The sequence below is a fragment of the Maribacter sp. genome, from assembly GCF_039974175.1.
Classification (GTDB): domain Bacteria; phylum Bacteroidota; class Bacteroidia; order Flavobacteriales; family Flavobacteriaceae; genus Maribacter_C.
On sequence record NZ_JBDWJN010000010.1, the window covers coordinates 1,392,487 to 1,408,862 of the forward strand.

Here is a 16,376-nt window from a genome sequence, read left to right on the forward strand (position 1 = left end):
TTACACCTTTCTAAGTTCTTTTTTAAGAATTTTTCCCGTTGCGCTCATCGGAAGCGCATCAGTTATCTCTATAATTCTTGGATATTTATACGCCGCAATATTTGCTTTCGTGTATTCCGATAGCTCCGCTACGCTTGTATGGTGACCTTCATTCAATACAATGAAAGCCTTAATCTCTTCTCCCTTTTCAGCATCTGGAACTCCGATCACTGCCGCCATAGATACTGCAGGGTGCTTCATCATGACCTCTTCTACTTCTCTAGGATAGACATTTAGCCCACCACGAATTATCATGTCTTTGGTGCGATCGACAATATAAAAGAAGCCATCTTCATCTTGTACAGCAATATCACCAGAGTGCAACCAGCCATTTGCTATGGTCTTGGACGTCGCTTCAGGATTTTTGTAATATCCCTTCGTTACATTATGTCCTTTATATAATAGTTCTCCTTTTTCACCAACAGGAACCACCTCACCATCTTCATTGACCAACTTTACTTTCACCCCCCATACCGGAGTACCTACAGAGCCGATTTTTCTTCCGACATCCAATTGATTAAACGTCACCACGGGAGAACCTTCCGACATACCGTAACCCTCTAAAATGGTAAGATCAAAGCGTTCTTCAAATTTTTCAAGCACCGGAACGGGTAAAGAAGCTCCACCTGAAATACACATTCTCAAATTGGATGTGATATTCGAGATATCAAATTCATGCGTATCTAGATAGCTGTTGAGCCCCCAATACATAGTGGGTACGCCTGCAAATAAACTTATTTTGTGTTTATCCAGTAAATTCAAAACCGTCGCTGCATCAAAACGCGGAAGCAGCACTGATGACGAGCCCCTGAGCAGAGCAACGTTCATCAACACCGTCATTGCAAAAATGTGAAATAATGGCAATACTATTAGATTTACGTCTTCAGGTTTACAATCAAACATGTCGGCACATACGACAGCGTTTATAAATAGGTTGGAATGCGTCAATTCGGCGCCTTTCGGTCTCCCTGTAGTACCAGAAGTATATATGATTACCGCCGTCTCTGAAGATTTGGTTTCCACCGTATCGAAACTGGAAGGCTGGCCCTGCATTAGGCCACCAAGGGTTTGTATGCCATCTATTGTTGGTGGCATATCACTTTTGGGCATGATCATGATGAAATGCTCGCAAGATTTGGTTTTTTGAAACCCTTCGTGGCCCATTTTTCCCATGGGCAGCTCTTCGGTTCCGGTAAAACAGAAATAGGCCTTGGCATCGCTATTTTCTAGATGATAATTGATTTCATCTGCCTTCAACAAGACACTTAACGGCACCACTATAGCTCCAGTTTTTAGAATTCCGTTGTAGATTATCGGAAAGTAGGGTAGATTAAAACAACTGAGCGCAACTTTGTCTCCTGGCTGAATACCCAAGGCAATCAATCCATTTGCAACCTGATTGGCAGCACCGTTGATTTGGGTAAAACTGAGACTGGTGTGCATAAAAGTAAATGCTATTTTATCGGCATACTTCTGGGCACTATTTTCTAATAATGTAGCAAGGTTTAACATTTATTGGGTATTAAGTTTGGTTTTTGAGTGAACAACAATGTATCAATTCGACGGCTATTGACCAAATCAAATCGCTATTCGCTATTTGCCATACACAGTTCTTTAGTACTATTTAGCCTATAGCAAACAACTACATTTCGAGAAAGAACCATGACAGTTTTCAAAGCGACAAGCATTTCCTGCTTCCTAACCGTAAGGCCTTTTCTCTTTTCTAAGATAAAATACCTACCGAAGCCGATTACCGTTGCTGTCGCATCAAACCTTCTTGTGCCACTGAGGCAACCAAAACACCTTTCCTGTCAAACACGCTTCCCCTTGCAAATCCTCTAGAATTTGATGCGCTGGGGCTATCCATACTATATAACAGCCAATTTTGAATATCAAAGTCTCGGTGAAACCAAATGGCGTGATCTAAACTGGCATAAAAGGTCTTACCCTTATTAAGCTGCTCACGATGTGGTAGCGTTGCCGTAGTTAAAAGGTTATAATCAGAAGCATAGGCCAACAATTGATGTTGCATTCTCAAATCGATGTCCGCCTTTTCCGCTGTTCGCAACCAAGTATTGAAAAACGGTGAGCCATTTTTCGCCAACTGGGTCGTGAATTTTTCTACAGGTTTGAAATTAAACACCCTAGGTTGTATGGCCTTCAATCTTTGATATGCGCTTGGGAAGGCTTCCCTTATCTCTTCCAATTGCTCAAGACTGGTGGTGAGCTTTTCTGGGGGAATTAAATTCGGCATCGGAATCTGATGATCAACACCATCAGCCCTTAGCTGAAAAGATGCCGCCATATTGAAAATAGCCTTCCCGTTCTGTTTCGCCACCACCCTTCTTGTAGTAAAGCTTCCTCCGTTTCTAATGGTGTCAACCTCATACCGTATTGGGTACTGTAAATCGCCCCCTAAAATAAAATAGCCATGAAGAGAATGTGCAATCCGTTCTTCCGGAACGGTTTGGTAAGCAGCGTGCAAGGCTTGTCCTAATACCTGACCCCCAAAAACCCTGCCCCAGGGAGCTTGGTAATTTTCTCCTTCAAAAATGGTCTCGTCAATTTTTTTAAGGGTCAACAACCCTAGCAAATCTGTAATTGTCTGCATGCGAAATTTCTGTTTTTGAGGTTAGCATTGAAGTATTAAAAGTACAACTTAACTAATGCTAAAACTAAAGCGGGACAAAAATTACCATCAGTGACTGCAAAATAAAATAGAGAATAAACGGCACTACCAAATACCCCATTACATCTCTCGCTTGAATCTTAATACCCGCACCCATCACCGGCAACACCAAAAGCAAATAGAAAGGTTGAAGTAAGTTGGTCAAACTTTCGCCATAAGCAATTGATAACGAGGCTCTCGACGTTATTGCGGTCATTTCCTCGGCAGTAGCTCCCGTCGCGATATTTTGAACGGCTTCGATAACACTTGGTCCGATGACTGCAAACTCACCCCCTCCCGAAGGGATGGCGAAATTGACAATTCCGCCCAGCAAATATGCAAAAAAGGGATAGGTATCAATCGTTGCTACTGAAGCAATTAATAAGGCTAATTCTTCGCCCAAACCGGTATAGGTCATAATGCCCATAATACCAGCATAAAAGGGAAACTGAAAAAGGATACCCGAAACATTTACACTCGCCCGTTTCATTGATATGCTATATCGAATAGGAGTCTTATGTAAAATTAGGCCAAGTACCAAGAAGATGAATATCATAATATTCAAATTCAAACTAAAGCCCTTGGTACCAAAATGATAAATAATATAGGAAAGACCCAGAATCGCGACTATTAATTGTAGCAGCATGCTATTGTTCAAGCGATCAGAAAGTACCTTTTTTGGCAGCTTTAGGTCAGCCGCTTCTTGCGCAATAGTCTGTTCTTCTTCCTTGTTTTTGGATGAAAGCATATGGCCAAGCTCTTTTACTTTTCCTTTTTTTGGAATCAGCAATAGCATCAATAATGGCGTCACCACCACATACAAAACAATCATAGCGATATTCAAGATAGACCCCAAGGTATAAGAGGTCGGAATGGTGCTGGTCAATATTCCTGCCTCTATCATGTAATTGTTCTCGGTATTCAAAAGCAATGGTATGGAACTTGAAAGACCCGTCACCCAGCTGTTGTTAGAAAAATAAACACAAGCTATTAGAAACGGATAATTGACACCTGCTACACGCAATGCCAGTTCACGCGCCAAAACAGCAGCAATTACAATCCACCCATAACTTACCATGGATAGCAAAATTCCAATTATTATGGAAAAAAAATACACCTGAGCTGGTGTTTTTATGAAGTTAGTGAGTCTATCAATTCCTTTGTTAACTAAGGGAGAAAGGGCAATGCTATAGCCGGTAATAATGAGCAAAACCATTTGCATTCCGAACTCCAATAAGGTCCAAAATCCATCATACCAAGATTGTAATATTTGAATAGCAGTAGCTTCAACCCAAAAAAAAGCAAGGACTGCGGTAATCAGTGTTAAAATCAATGCAAACACATAGGCATCGGGCATATTTCGCTGAAAAATATCCGTAAACTTTTCTCCTATTTTGGTAAGCATGCGGTGGATTTTTTGGTGTACAGCGGGAAAGTAGCTTTATGAATCAGAAAACACAAATTATTCCAATCAAAACGTATTTTACTTTGCTGTCCAACCACCATCTACGGTGAGCATAGAGCCTACGACATAGCTACCCGCCTCACTGGCAAGAAACATGGCGGCACCTTGAATCTCTTTCAACTCGCCCCAGCGGGCAAGCGCCGTAGCACCAACAATAAATTTTTTGGCTTCTTCGGTACCCGCAATTGGTATATTCATTTCGGTTAAAAAAGGTCCGGGGCAGATAGCGTTTACGGTTATGCCAAAGGATGCGAGTTCAAGGCCCAGTGCCCGTGTCATTTGAACCACTGCGCCCTTACTGGTAGCATAGGGAGTACGATTTGCCAAACCTACTAAGCCCAAGGTGCTGGCCATATTTATAATACGACCCCATCCGTTCTTTTTCATCTGGGGCACTACAGCTCTAGAAGCCAACCAAATGCCATCTACATTTACTTTCATTACCTTATTGAACTCTTCGTGCGAAAGCTCGTCAATTGCCCCTCGAATATTTATTCCAGCACTATTTATCAAAATATCAATACTACCTAAATCGTGCTGTGCAGCTGCCACCGCACTATTGATTTCGCTTTCGTTGGTTACATCGGCACTATAGGCCTTGGCCTCTATCTCATAGGTTATCGCCAGTGATTCAGCCGCGGCTTGACCCTCTGCCAAATTTCTATTAACCAATGCTATATTTGCCCCAGCGGATGCCAAACCAGCTGCCATGGCAAGACCAAGGCCTTTGGACCCACCGGTGATTAGTGCATTTCTTCCTTTTAGGTTAAAAAGTTCAACGCCTGGTAATTTTGTATCAATCATATTTCTATTTTAAGTGGGTCTTCAGCTAAAGCCGTAATTTCTTTTGGCGAATAGCGCTGAAATCTTGTTATTATGAATTTCTAGTGCCAACTGTTCATCTACAGACTTATCGGAAATCAGTGGTAAGGCACCTTCTGAATTGTGCTTTTTCAATTTACTGAGGAAAACGGCAAGTTCTGTGGCGGAAATTTTATCAAAAGTGGCCCAGTATTCTTTGGTTAAGTAGGGTATTTTTAAAGGGTCTCTTGTAATCATTTCCAGATTAAAGCGAATAGCAGGATTGTGTTTACGAAGCACCGCGATCATACCTTTTATATCAAGAAACCCATCACCCAGATTGACTTCTGATAAAAGAAATCCGTCTTCGTATTCAGCAACCGCCATATCCTTCAAATGCACCGTAAAAGCGTAGGGTGCTAGTGCTCTAACAACTTCCATAGGATCTTCCAAAAGGGCGATATTATTACCCGTATCTAAGGTCACTCCTATCCACTCACTATCGAGATGCGTCAAGATTTCCAAGAACTCCTCGGTACGCCAATCTTTATGATTCTCTACAGCAAGTTTCATTCGATGCTTTCTCATAATGGGTTCGGCAAGTTGCAGCGACTTTTCCGATGCAGCTCTAAACTCCTGAAATGCTTCCAGAGTTTTGAAATTTTGGTAACGTCTTCCAGAAAGGCAAACAGTTCGTATGATATCCACATCCATCGCTTTAGTCTCTTGCACTTGTCGCTCGAACCGAGGAATGTCGTTCACATTTTGTGGCAGTTTAATCTGTCCCTCCATAAAGAAATCTAGCGCTTTGCGGCGTTTCAGTATTTGCTTGGCTAACTTAGAATCCATGCTATGCATGGTCAATTGAGCGCCACCAAAGCCAAGAGAATCAAAGTGTTCTATCATTTCCAAGGCATCGCGATACTGAGGGTACTTTGCGCTCTCAAGTTTACGGTATCTGCGTAGCATAAAAGAAGCTTCCGCCACACCAAACCTTGTATCTTCAAGAGCAGCGGGTATGACAGGAAACAGGGGCATACCCATTGCCATAACTCCGGCTGCAGATTGTTTAATAAAGTTTCTTCTTTCCATCTGATCGCTTGAACCAAATTCTAAAATAGTGATTTTTATGTTTGATTTCTGTTTGATTCCAAAACAAAATTGTTGTAAAACTTAAGTTTGGGCAGTTTAGGTCAAAAAGGTTTTTGCGAACCATCGGAAAGATGTTTACTTTAATAGACTTATTCGGACCCGGTATATTTATGAAAGAAAAGAACAAAAATAAATTGCGCAGTGCAGATTGGTTTAGTCCGGTCGACCCAAAATCAGCTTTTATTCATCGCTCTTGGTTGCGCAACCAAGGTTACCCCGATGACTATTTTAGAAGTAGGCCTGTTATTGGTATTTGTAATACTTGGTCAGATCTTACCCCATGCAATGGTCACCTGCGTGAATTTGCGGAATTCGTAAAACGCGGGGTTTTAGAAGCTGGTGGCGTGCCTTTCGAGTTTCCCGTAACTAGTTTAGGTGAAATTTTAATGCGCCCGACAGCGATGCTTTTTCGCAATCTAGCCGCAATGGATACTGAGGAAACTATCAGAGCAAATCCGCTAGACGGCGTGGTGTTACTCACGGGTTGTGACAAAACTACACCTTCAACTGTGATGGGCGCTTGTAGCGTAGACCTTCCAACTATTGTTGTGCCTGGAGGCCCTATGCTAAATGGCAAGTACAAAGGTGAGCGGATAGGTTCAGGTACCTTTGTATGGCAACTCAAAGATAAGATCAAAAACGAGGGCTTCACTCCAGAAGACCAGATTGAAGCTGAAATATGCTCTGCTCGAAGTTCAGGACACTGCATGACCATGGGAACGGCCTCAACGATGGCCTGCATGGTGGAGTCTTTAGGCTTGACTTTGCCAGGTGCAGCAGCAATTCCTGCAGTAGACTCCAGAAAAAAAGTACTCGCTCAGTTATCGGGTAGGCGTATTGTGGAAATGGTTCGGGAAGATTTAAAACTTTCCAAAATATTGACACGAGAAGCTTTTGAAAATGCGATTAAGATTAATGCTGCCGTGGGTGGTTCCACTAATTTTATCATTCATCTTACCGCAATTGCTGGAAGAATCGGAGTGAAACTAGATTTAAAGGATTTTGATGATTTAGGGAGTAAAATTCCTTTGTTGGTAAATTTAATGCCCTCAGGTAAGTTCTTAATGGAGGACTTTTTCGATGCCGGAGGATTGCCAGTTGTCATTAATGAAATGAAAACGCATTTGCATAATGATGCGCTTACCGTAAACGGAAAGTCGATAGGTGAAAATAATAAAAATGCCGAATGTTATAATCAAGACGTTATTTTTCCCATTGACAAACCCCTTATAGCAGAAGCAGGTATTGCCGTGCTCTATGGCAATTTATGCGAAAATGGAGCGGTTATTAAACCCTCGGCGGCGACTCCAAAATTGATGTCACACAGAGGAAAAGCTGTTGTTTTTGAAACCATCGAAGAATTCTTGGGTACGGTCGATGATCCGAATCTTGATATTGATGAGAACAGTGTGATGGTGCTGAAAGGAGTAGGTCCCGTCGGTTATCCTGGGATGCCGGAAGTGGGTAATATGGAACTACCTGAAAAACTCCTTAAAAAAGGGATCAAGGATATGGTTCGTATTTCAGATGGTAGAATGAGTGGTACCGCTTTTGGTACTGTCGTACTTCACGTTTCACCTGAATCTTCAATTGGCGGCGTATTAGGTCTTGTAAAATCTGGCGATTACATTGTACTCGATGTACCCAATCGAAAATTACATTTAGAAGTGGATGACACCGAACTAGAGAAAAGAAAGTCAGAGTGGGTGGCTCCTAAACCAGTTCTTGAGAGAGGCTATGTCAACTTATATACTAGTACGGTTCAACAATCACATTTGGGTGCCGATCTTGACTTTCTTGTAGGCAAATCAGGTGCTGAAGTAACCCGTGATGCACATTAAACTAAATCAACCAAACCATGATAGCGATACTCTTATTATTACTTAGTGTTTTACTGATTATACTTTTAACCGTAAAGTTAAAAGTGCACCCTTTCTTAGCACTTTTGGCAGCCGCGCTTTTCTTTGCCCTCTTTTCAGGGATGTCATTAGATAATGTAGTGAAATTTGTCAATGACGGGTTTGGCATAACCTTAGGAAAAATTGGAATCGTTATTGTACTTGGCGTTATTATTGGGGCCTTTTTAGAGCATTCGGGCGGCGCTTACAAATTAGCTGAAGTTGTTTTAAGGATAATAGGTAAAAAAAGAGTGCACGAGGCCATGGGCATAGTGGGTTTTATAGTTTCCATACCTGTATTTGCCGATAGTGGATTCATCATTTTGAATCCGTTAAATAAAAGTTTGACGAAAAGAGCTGGCCTTTCGATTGTAGGAACTGCGACCGCCTTGATTCTAGGGTTGATGATTACCCATGTGTTGGTGCCTCCAACCCCTGGACCCATTGCCGCAGCCGGAATTATTGGCGCAGATGTAGGGCTTGTTATGCTCGTAGGCTTGATCATTGGATTGCTCTCTTTAGTAGTTGCCATTATTTATTGCAAAAAAATGGGGTCAAAGACTTTTATAGATCCTAATCCTGAAATTACCGAGGAGGTGATTGAAGAAAAGATGAAAGAAGCACCCAGTGCATTTAAGTCGTTCTTACCCATTTTAATCCCTATTTTATTGATTGTTGGAAAATCGATTATGGAGTTCAACTTGGTAGAAGGTCAAGAACCCGCTGCACTTGTCAAATTTGTATCCTTTATTGGGTCTCCTATTATTGCATTGATCATAGGTATGTTATTCGCTTTTTTATTACCTAAAAAGTGGGATAATGAAATGTTGGCCACCTCAGGTTGGGTAGGTAAGGCATTAGCAGACGCATCAAATATTATCTTAATAACTGGAGCTGGTGGTGTTTTTGGTACCATTCTACAAAAAAGCGGAATCGCAGAGGTGCTTGCAGACGCCCTTTCTGGAGCAAATTTGGGAATTTGGCTACCCTTTTTACTTTGTGCAGCCATAAAGACCGCGCAGGGCTCATCTACCGTAGCTTTGATCACAACAGCATCGATTATCGCCCCTTTGCTACTGACCATGGGATTTTCTACGGAAATCGACAAAGCCCTTGTTGTGTCTGCCATTGGTGCAGGAGCCATGGTCGTATCACACGCAAACGATAGTGGTTTTTGGATATTGACCCAGTTTTCAGGAATCGATGTTAAAACCGGTTATCGCGTGTATACTTTAGGCACCTTGGTAGTTGGAGTCTTTGCAGCTCTCTGTGTTTATATCGCAAGTTTTATCTTTTAAAATCATGAACTGTGAACGTTTTAAAATAGGAGGTATTGGATCACTACTAATATGCTGCTTATTTGCGTCGTTCTATGGTTGCGAAAAACCTGTTTCACCACCCCTGTCACCCGATCAAGCTTTGAAGACTTTTCAATTGGCCGACGAGCAGCTAAAAATAGAGTTAGTCGCCTCCGAGCCCTTGGTGCAAGACCCAGTAGCTATTGCATTCGATGAAGGCGGTAGGCTATGGGTTGCCGAAATGCTGGGTTTTATGCAAGATATTGATGGTACTGGTGAAGAAGATAAAATCGGTAGAATCTCTGTTTTATTTGATGATGATGGCGATGGTAAAATGGACCGTAGGCAAACTTTTTTAGATAGCCTAGTACTTCCCAGGGCATTGGCGGTTGTCAAGGGGGGTGCTTTGATTGCCGAAAATATGCCCCTATGGTATGTTTCAGACACTGATGGAGATTATAAAGCCGACACTAAAGTCCTTATCGACTCACTCTATGGAGGCTTGGGTGTTCCAGAGCACTCTGCTAATGGCCTATTACGTGGAATGGATAACTGGTTCTATAATGCCAAATCAAAATACCGTTACAAGATGGTAGATGGCAAATGGATCAAAGATGAAACAGAATTTCGTGGGCAATGGGGTATTTGTCATGATGATGCAGGCCGATTGTTTTACAACTACAATTGGTCTCAATTACATGTTGACTTGGTACCTCCAAATGCTTTGCTCAAAAATAAAAATCACAAGCCCAGTAGCGGTACTGATCATGGTTTGATTTTAGACAGAAGAGTATATCCGATTCGGAGCAATACGGCTATCAATAGAGGCTACGTTCCGGGTACATTAGACGAAAATGGAAGCATACTTGAATTTGCATCTGCTTGTGGTCCGTTGATTAATCGTGGTCATGCCCTCCCACCAGGATATTACGGTGATGCCTTTGTATGCGAACCCACGGCCAACCTCATCAAACAAAATGAGATAATCGCAGCAGGTTTTATGTTGCGGGCTGAGAACACCTATAAAAACAAAGAGTTCCTAGCCTCTACCGATGAACGCTTTCGCCCCATATCGCTAGCTTCGGGTCCAGATGGGGCTTTGTATGTGGTCGATATGTACAAAGGTATTATACAGCATGCCCCATACATGACCGAATACCTCAGAGAAGAAACCCTAAAGCGCGGTTTGGACCAACCCATTCATATGGGACGAATTTGGCGAATTACTTCTAAAAAAGATACCACAGATAGGCTCCAAGATCTTTCCGAAATGAACGTATCACAATTGGTAGCACAACTCTATAATACAAACGGCTGGACCAGAGATACGGCACAACGTTTATTAATCGAAAAAAATGATCTTAGCGTTATATCACAATTAGTAGCTGTACTCAATGGAAACAATGCCTTGGCAAAACTACATGCGCTATGGGTACTTGAAGGTCTAGCATATGATGAGCCCGACCTTTTGTTTACTGCCATGCGTTCAAAAGATCCCTTGGTTGCACAAGCCGCTTTGCGCCTAGTAGCGCAGCGTGCAAAGCTAAACGCTGATATTGCAAAAGAACTTGAAGGCTACATACAAGAAAATTATGATCAAGCTGATCCTTCCTTAAAGATGCAGATGGTGCTCTCGAGTGACCTCATCGGCGAAGGTATCGCTTTGGACATCTCTAGGAAGTTTATATCGAAATACGGCCAGTTACCTGTTGCGCGCGATATCGTTATAAGCGCTATGCACGGAAGGGAATCTGCAATGTTGGCCCATCTTTTGGCTCATGAAAACCGAGGGATGTATAATCAAAATCTTGAAATATTCTTTGAAATGCTTGCCACTGCCATTACAAATTCTCAATCTGAAAAAGCAATTGAACAATTACAAGGCATCGTAGAAACCGCAAAAGATTCAGCACAAGTTTGGATTAAAAATGCCATTATAAACGGAATGAGCAATGCTACCCACAGCAATTCAACAATAGCCTCCGCCAATACGCTAACACATATTGACCAAAAAGTATTCGCCGCCGGGCGTCAAAATTACATTAACCTATGTGCGAGTTGTCACGGAACGCAAGGTGAGGGCATGAAACGTTTTGCACCGCCCTTAAAACAATCGGAATGGGTGACCGGAGATGAAAAAAAATTGGCAATGTTGTTATTGCATGGTATGCAGGGGCCAGTGGAAGTCAATGGCAAGAAATATGATTCACCAGATATCCTTCCTGAAATGCCCTCCTTTTCAACACTTCAGAATGAAGAAATCGCTGCCATTGCAACCTACATTCGAAACGCCTGGGGAAATGTGGAACCCGAGGTCACCAGCAGAACAGTAGGTAGTATTCGCTTTCGCACCCAAGGAAAAATTAGCCCCTGGACCGCTACCGAATTAGACACGCTTGTGTTTGATTTGGAGTTGTAGTGCCAAATCCGTTCGTTATCTGAAGTTGAATAGCACTGCACCTACAGTTTTGAATGTTCAATACTTTTCATGATACGTTTTTAATGTTCTGATCAAAATACATCTGTATCAATTGACTGCTTTAGAATCTACATTAGATGATTTAAATAGATTTATGACCGACGAGATGAATTAACATAGCTCAAATAGGATAGGTTTCTATTTGTAATGCAAAGCAATCTGACCCAATTGACCTATAATCTTAATCGAATCTTTCATCGACAATTTTGAACCGTCTGCATGAATCCATCGTTTTAGCGGTTGTTCACAAATCATATTTTTGGCATTCTTCTTACCATAATGCTTACGCATTCGCATAAAAATTTCAACGTCAAATAACCATTTCGTTCTAAACTTATTTTTGAACATCAAAGAAGCAATTTCCTTATCCATAACTTTGGCTCCACATTGGGTATCCTTAAATGGCATACCAAGTATGCTTTGAATAATAAGGTTAATGGTCTTACTGATAATTTTTCGGGCAGATTCCTTAGCAATGTTTGCGCCCATACGTGTTATACGAGATCCACTAACAATTTTAAAATCAGAATTGCCAATTGTTTTTACCAAATCGTCAAAATCTCTAAAGTCTGTGGAAAGATCAGCATCCAAATATCCAATAAAATCAAAATCATTCTGTTGAGACAGGTAGTGAATGCCTTGTCTTACGGCTTCTGCTTTCCCTCCATTTTTTTCACAATTTACAATCGAAATGCTTGCTTTATTTCCCTTTCTAAGCTTTTCGAGCACTTCCAAAGTATGGTCAGTACTGCCGTCATTTACAAAACACAAATGGTAACCTACGTTCTTGTCTATAAAATCTTGGAACAAGGCACTTGATAATCGATTTCCTTCATTGTAACAAGGAATTACTACTCCTACCCCGTACTGACCAATGATCTTCGTATCAACATTGGTTTCGGTATAGTGTTGGACAAAATTATTACCTAAAATTCTATTGATTCGGGCTTCCATTTCGTCTAAACTCACAGGCTTTTTCATGTAATCATCGATACCGAGATTATAACTCTCTAAAATGATTTTTTCATTGGTATTTCCCGACATCACCAGAATGGGTATTTCAAGCTTTCGAACCATTCTAATATGCTGAATTACTTCTATTCCGGTTAAGTCGGGCATATTGATATCTACAATTACCATATCGGGGTCAAAAGTATCAATAGCTGCAATGCCTGCGGTACCGCTATTGGCAGTTTTTACCTCATAACCCAAATCGGTTAAACGTTTTTCAACGGAGAGTAAAATCAATTGTTGGTCATCAATGGTTAGAATTTTCATAGGTTAAGTTTTAATTAGATTTTTCTTAATACGTGGTTTTATTAAAACTATTTTAACCAAATGTATCTTGATTAGATGTGCAATTTAAACCCAAAGCGTCGAGAAACGATTTTCAATAGGTGAAATACGCTTTTAGTACGACGGTTGATTCATTGGTTTCAGCACAATATTTATACCTTTATTTTGTTATAAATTCCTACAATGGAAGCTCTTAGAAAGACTAACACTTTATTGATTTTGGCCCTGATCATCGGCCTTGCTTTTCATGGCTCAAGTATATTCTTTACCCTTGAATATACCTATGATGCCTTAATACATCTTTTTTTTTCTAGTCATTATGCTGCCGATTGGTTTGAACCATGGGATTATAGCTGGTATACGGGCTTTACCGTACAATCATACCCCCCTTTGATTCATCAGACTATTGGGCTGTTATCATATCTAGGTGGGCTAAAATTCGGAATGTTTACTGTAGCCATTATAAGTGTTATTCTCTTTATTACCGGAGTATATCGCTTTGCGGCCTTGATGACCGGTAATAAAAGAGTTGCTGGTTATACCGCACTATTAGCAGTTTTTTCATCAACTTTCATTGAAACACTACACATTTTTGGCCAGTTGCCGAGTGTATGCGCACTATCAATTTTGCTACACGCGATGTCTGAAATCTATCTTTGGACGAAAACAGGTAAGCGTCGCTATTTATTATCATCACTTTCACTCATAGCGGTAACGGTAACTTCACATCATGTAACGCCTATTTTTGGAATGGTTTTCTTCATATTTCCGCTGCTGGGGATGGCCGTTATGGATGCCGCACGAGAGGAGGTAGGTACTATAAAAAATGTTTCCTTCAAGATATTCTTTAAGGCATTCAAGAAAAGCTTTTGGAGAATAGTGATTTTCGGAGGATGTTCTTTGATTTTGATCATTACATGCATACTTCCGTATTGGTATAATTCAAAAAGAAACCCGATAACACAAGTTCCTATTCCGCATGGGTCAAGAGACAATTTTTTAGAAGTGACTTCTTCAGGGCTTGTTTTCTTTATAATTCCTTGGGGTATTTTGCTTTTCATCTTACCCTATATTTTTTATCGTTTTTTTAGTAAACGGTATATGTTTTTTGGTATGTCATTTACTATACTTACCATTTTAGGTTCGGGAGGAACGACTCCTATACCACTTAAATTATTGGGGGAAACGGCTTTTAATATTTTAACTCTAGATCGATTTACTTTATGGGCTACCATTATGGCCCTACCAATTTTCGGGGAGTTTGCTTATCGGATGACCGAAGGTGATCTCAAAGTACGTATTCAAGCTATGCTAGGTAGAGTTTACCACCGTTTACTAGGTGGATTAATGGCTGGCGGCTTGTTACTAATGGTGGGGTTTACTATGACTCTTGGTTATTTTAGGCCCTCGCAACCAGCTAAGATAAAAATGTTGCCTATAGTGAACTTTTTGAGTCAAGATTCGCATGATTCTTGGCGCTATTTACCATTGGGTTTTGGTGACCAAATGGCATGGCTTAGTGCACAGACCAAGGCCATGACGGTCGATGGAAACTACCATTCTGCTCGGCGCTTACCAGAGCTTACTACGAGAGCCATTGAACGTTTGGAAAATTCCAAATTTAGGGGTGTAGAAGGCATCGGTTCATTGCAGCAGTTTCTTACCGTGCCCGAAAAGTATAATTTGAAATACATTTTTTCTAACGACAAATTTTACGATCCAATCTTATACTTCTGTGGATGGCAACGTTTACAGCAATTGGAAAATGGAATTATGGTTTGGGAAAAACTTAATGTCCCTCCTCTTCCCGAAATATTGCCTAAACAAGAAACTCCAATATTTTTAAACATCATGTGGGGAGTAATCCCTGTTCTTACTGTACTATTAGCCTTTGTAGTTAATATAATGATGCTTTGGATAAGAAAACTCAGGGCTCGACAGGGCGAAGCACCAAGTTTTATGAATCTTTCGATAGCTTATGATACCTTCTCGAAAAGACTTATTGTTATCAACCATATTTGGGCCATAATAATCTTAGTCTGTCTGATATATGGGGGTTATATTTTCTATCTTAAAAATACCGCTCAAATTTTGCCCAAAAACGTGGTAGAATCGTACTATGACGCCTTGGACTTTAAAGAATTTGAGCGTGCGCACTCCTATCTTGACCCTCAATCAGAAATAAAAATCGACCAATATATGCTCGAAGTATCGGTCACTGATGGAATTTTGAGTTCTTATGCAAAACTAGATTCTATAGGCATCGAAATCTTGGATTTATCAGATACTGGAGCTAAGGCAAAAGTTGCGACTACTTGGATAACACCTTTGGAAAAGGTTAAGAAAAACTATTTTCATGAGCTGATCAAAAAATCAGGTAAATGGTACATTAAACCAGAGAAAAAGGATAGTGACATTCCCCCAGACCAATTGTTCACGGCGAATACCACCACCTTTTACAATCATGGTCGGCGTAAAATTACGACACAACAAACGCATCATGAAGATGTATTGAAACAACCCATACTTGAAATACTAACAGCAAAACTGGTAAAATACCAAGGGCAGTATAGCATTATTGGTGAATTACAGAATGTCGATGACGTACCAGCTGACGTTGTTATCAAAGCCACTTTGTACAATGATGTTGATAAGGAATTGGCCATTTATAATTCAAAATTTCATATGAAGCATAAACTCATGCCCAAAGAGACAACCCCTTTTAAAATAAACTTTGAGGGTATTGCCTGGTCTTCTACCAAAGATACCATGCCTCCTACTTTTGATCCTGATCAATTTACGCCTATTGCGCTTGAAGAACAGCCTGTGAAATTCAACTTACAATCGGCAGGAAACGTTGCGAATACTGATTTATTTAAAAGTGTTGCCCTACAAAACCTTGAATTTACAGAACAAGGTATTAATGGCACATTGTACAATGGGGGCATTCAAGAAGTGACCATTCCCCAATTGTTGATCTCTTACTATGATGACAAACACGAACTGCTATGGGTTGATCACCAATTTCTAGATGAAGGTATACGTGTGCAGCGCAAGCAATATTTCAATTATAACCCATTAAACATAGAGAATCTATGTGTAATAGTAAGTAGTTTAGAAAACTGTTTTGTAAATGGTTTGCCTAATGCCTCAATTACCAAAAAAGTATTCCCAGACCGCGATAATAGTCATCGTCAAGCGCAACTTCAACCGTTAGTTGGGAATGGATACTCGTATCTGAAGTTTGATATGAATAGTTATATCGGAAATCCTAAATAAA

General features: G+C 40.7%; 10 protein-coding genes. 4 read left to right on the top strand and 6 right to left on the bottom strand.

The window, feature by feature from the left end; genetic code table 11:
• From ABJN95_RS15310 to ABJN95_RS15330, 5 genes are all read right to left on the bottom strand, one after another.
• Entirely contained in the window at positions 1-1,551 is a 1,551-nt protein-coding gene (locus ABJN95_RS15310) for a long-chain fatty acid--CoA ligase (protein ID WP_348371498.1), read from the bottom strand.
• Positions 1,552-1,789: 238 nt separating this feature from the next.
• Positions 1,790-2,650 carry an acyl-CoA thioesterase II gene (locus tag ABJN95_RS15315; protein ID WP_348371500.1) on the bottom strand — a complete coding sequence of 287 codons (861 nt, stop codon included), beginning with the start codon at positions 2,648-2,650 and terminating at the stop codon, positions 1,790-1,792.
• Between the two features lie 64 nt (positions 2,651-2,714).
• The gene (locus ABJN95_RS15320; RefSeq protein ID WP_348371502.1) at positions 2,715-4,112 is read right to left on the bottom strand and encodes a TIGR00366 family protein; all 1,398 of its coding nucleotides are present in this window, start codon (positions 4,110-4,112) and stop codon (positions 2,715-2,717) included.
• Between the two features lie 78 nt (positions 4,113-4,190).
• Complete coding sequence (locus ABJN95_RS15325; RefSeq protein ID WP_348371503.1) at positions 4,191-4,976, bottom strand: SDR family oxidoreductase; 786 nt, start codon at positions 4,974-4,976, stop codon at positions 4,191-4,193.
• Between the two features lie 21 nt (positions 4,977-4,997).
• Positions 4,998-6,065, bottom strand: a complete 1,068-nt coding sequence (locus tag ABJN95_RS15330) for a TIM barrel protein (protein WP_348371505.1) — start codon at positions 6,063-6,065, stop codon at positions 4,998-5,000.
• Between the two features lie 131 nt (positions 6,066-6,196).
• Between ABJN95_RS15330 and ABJN95_RS15335 the strand changes: the two genes are divergently transcribed.
• The 3 genes from ABJN95_RS15335 to ABJN95_RS15345 are packed head-to-tail and all read left to right on the top strand — an operon-like array spanning position 6,197 to position 11,740.
• On the top strand, positions 6,197-7,966 hold the full coding sequence (locus ABJN95_RS15335) for an IlvD/Edd family dehydratase (RefSeq protein ID WP_348371506.1): 1,770 nt from the start codon (positions 6,197-6,199) through the stop codon (positions 7,964-7,966).
• Positions 7,967-7,983: 17 nt separating this feature from the next.
• Positions 7,984-9,321: a GntP family permease gene (locus ABJN95_RS15340; protein ID WP_348371508.1), complete on the top strand. Its 1,338-nt coding sequence runs from the start codon at positions 7,984-7,986 to the stop codon at positions 9,319-9,321.
• Positions 9,322-9,325: 4 nt separating this feature from the next.
• Entirely contained in the window at positions 9,326-11,740 is a 2,415-nt protein-coding gene (locus ABJN95_RS15345; protein WP_348371509.1) for a c-type cytochrome, read from the top strand.
• A gap of 198 nt (positions 11,741-11,938) precedes the next feature.
• Here the strand turns inward: ABJN95_RS15345 and ABJN95_RS15350 are convergent, their stop codons facing one another.
• Entirely contained in the window at positions 11,939-13,078 is a 1,140-nt protein-coding gene (locus ABJN95_RS15350) for a response regulator (protein ID WP_348371511.1), read from the bottom strand.
• Between the two features lie 201 nt (positions 13,079-13,279).
• On the opposite strand from ABJN95_RS15350, the gene ABJN95_RS15355 reads away from it, so the two are divergent.
• A complete protein-coding gene (locus tag ABJN95_RS15355; protein ID WP_348371513.1) occupies positions 13,280-16,375 on the top strand; it encodes a hypothetical protein in 3,096 nt (1,031 codons plus the stop codon).
• The last annotated feature ends 1 nt before the right edge of the window (position 16,376 follow it).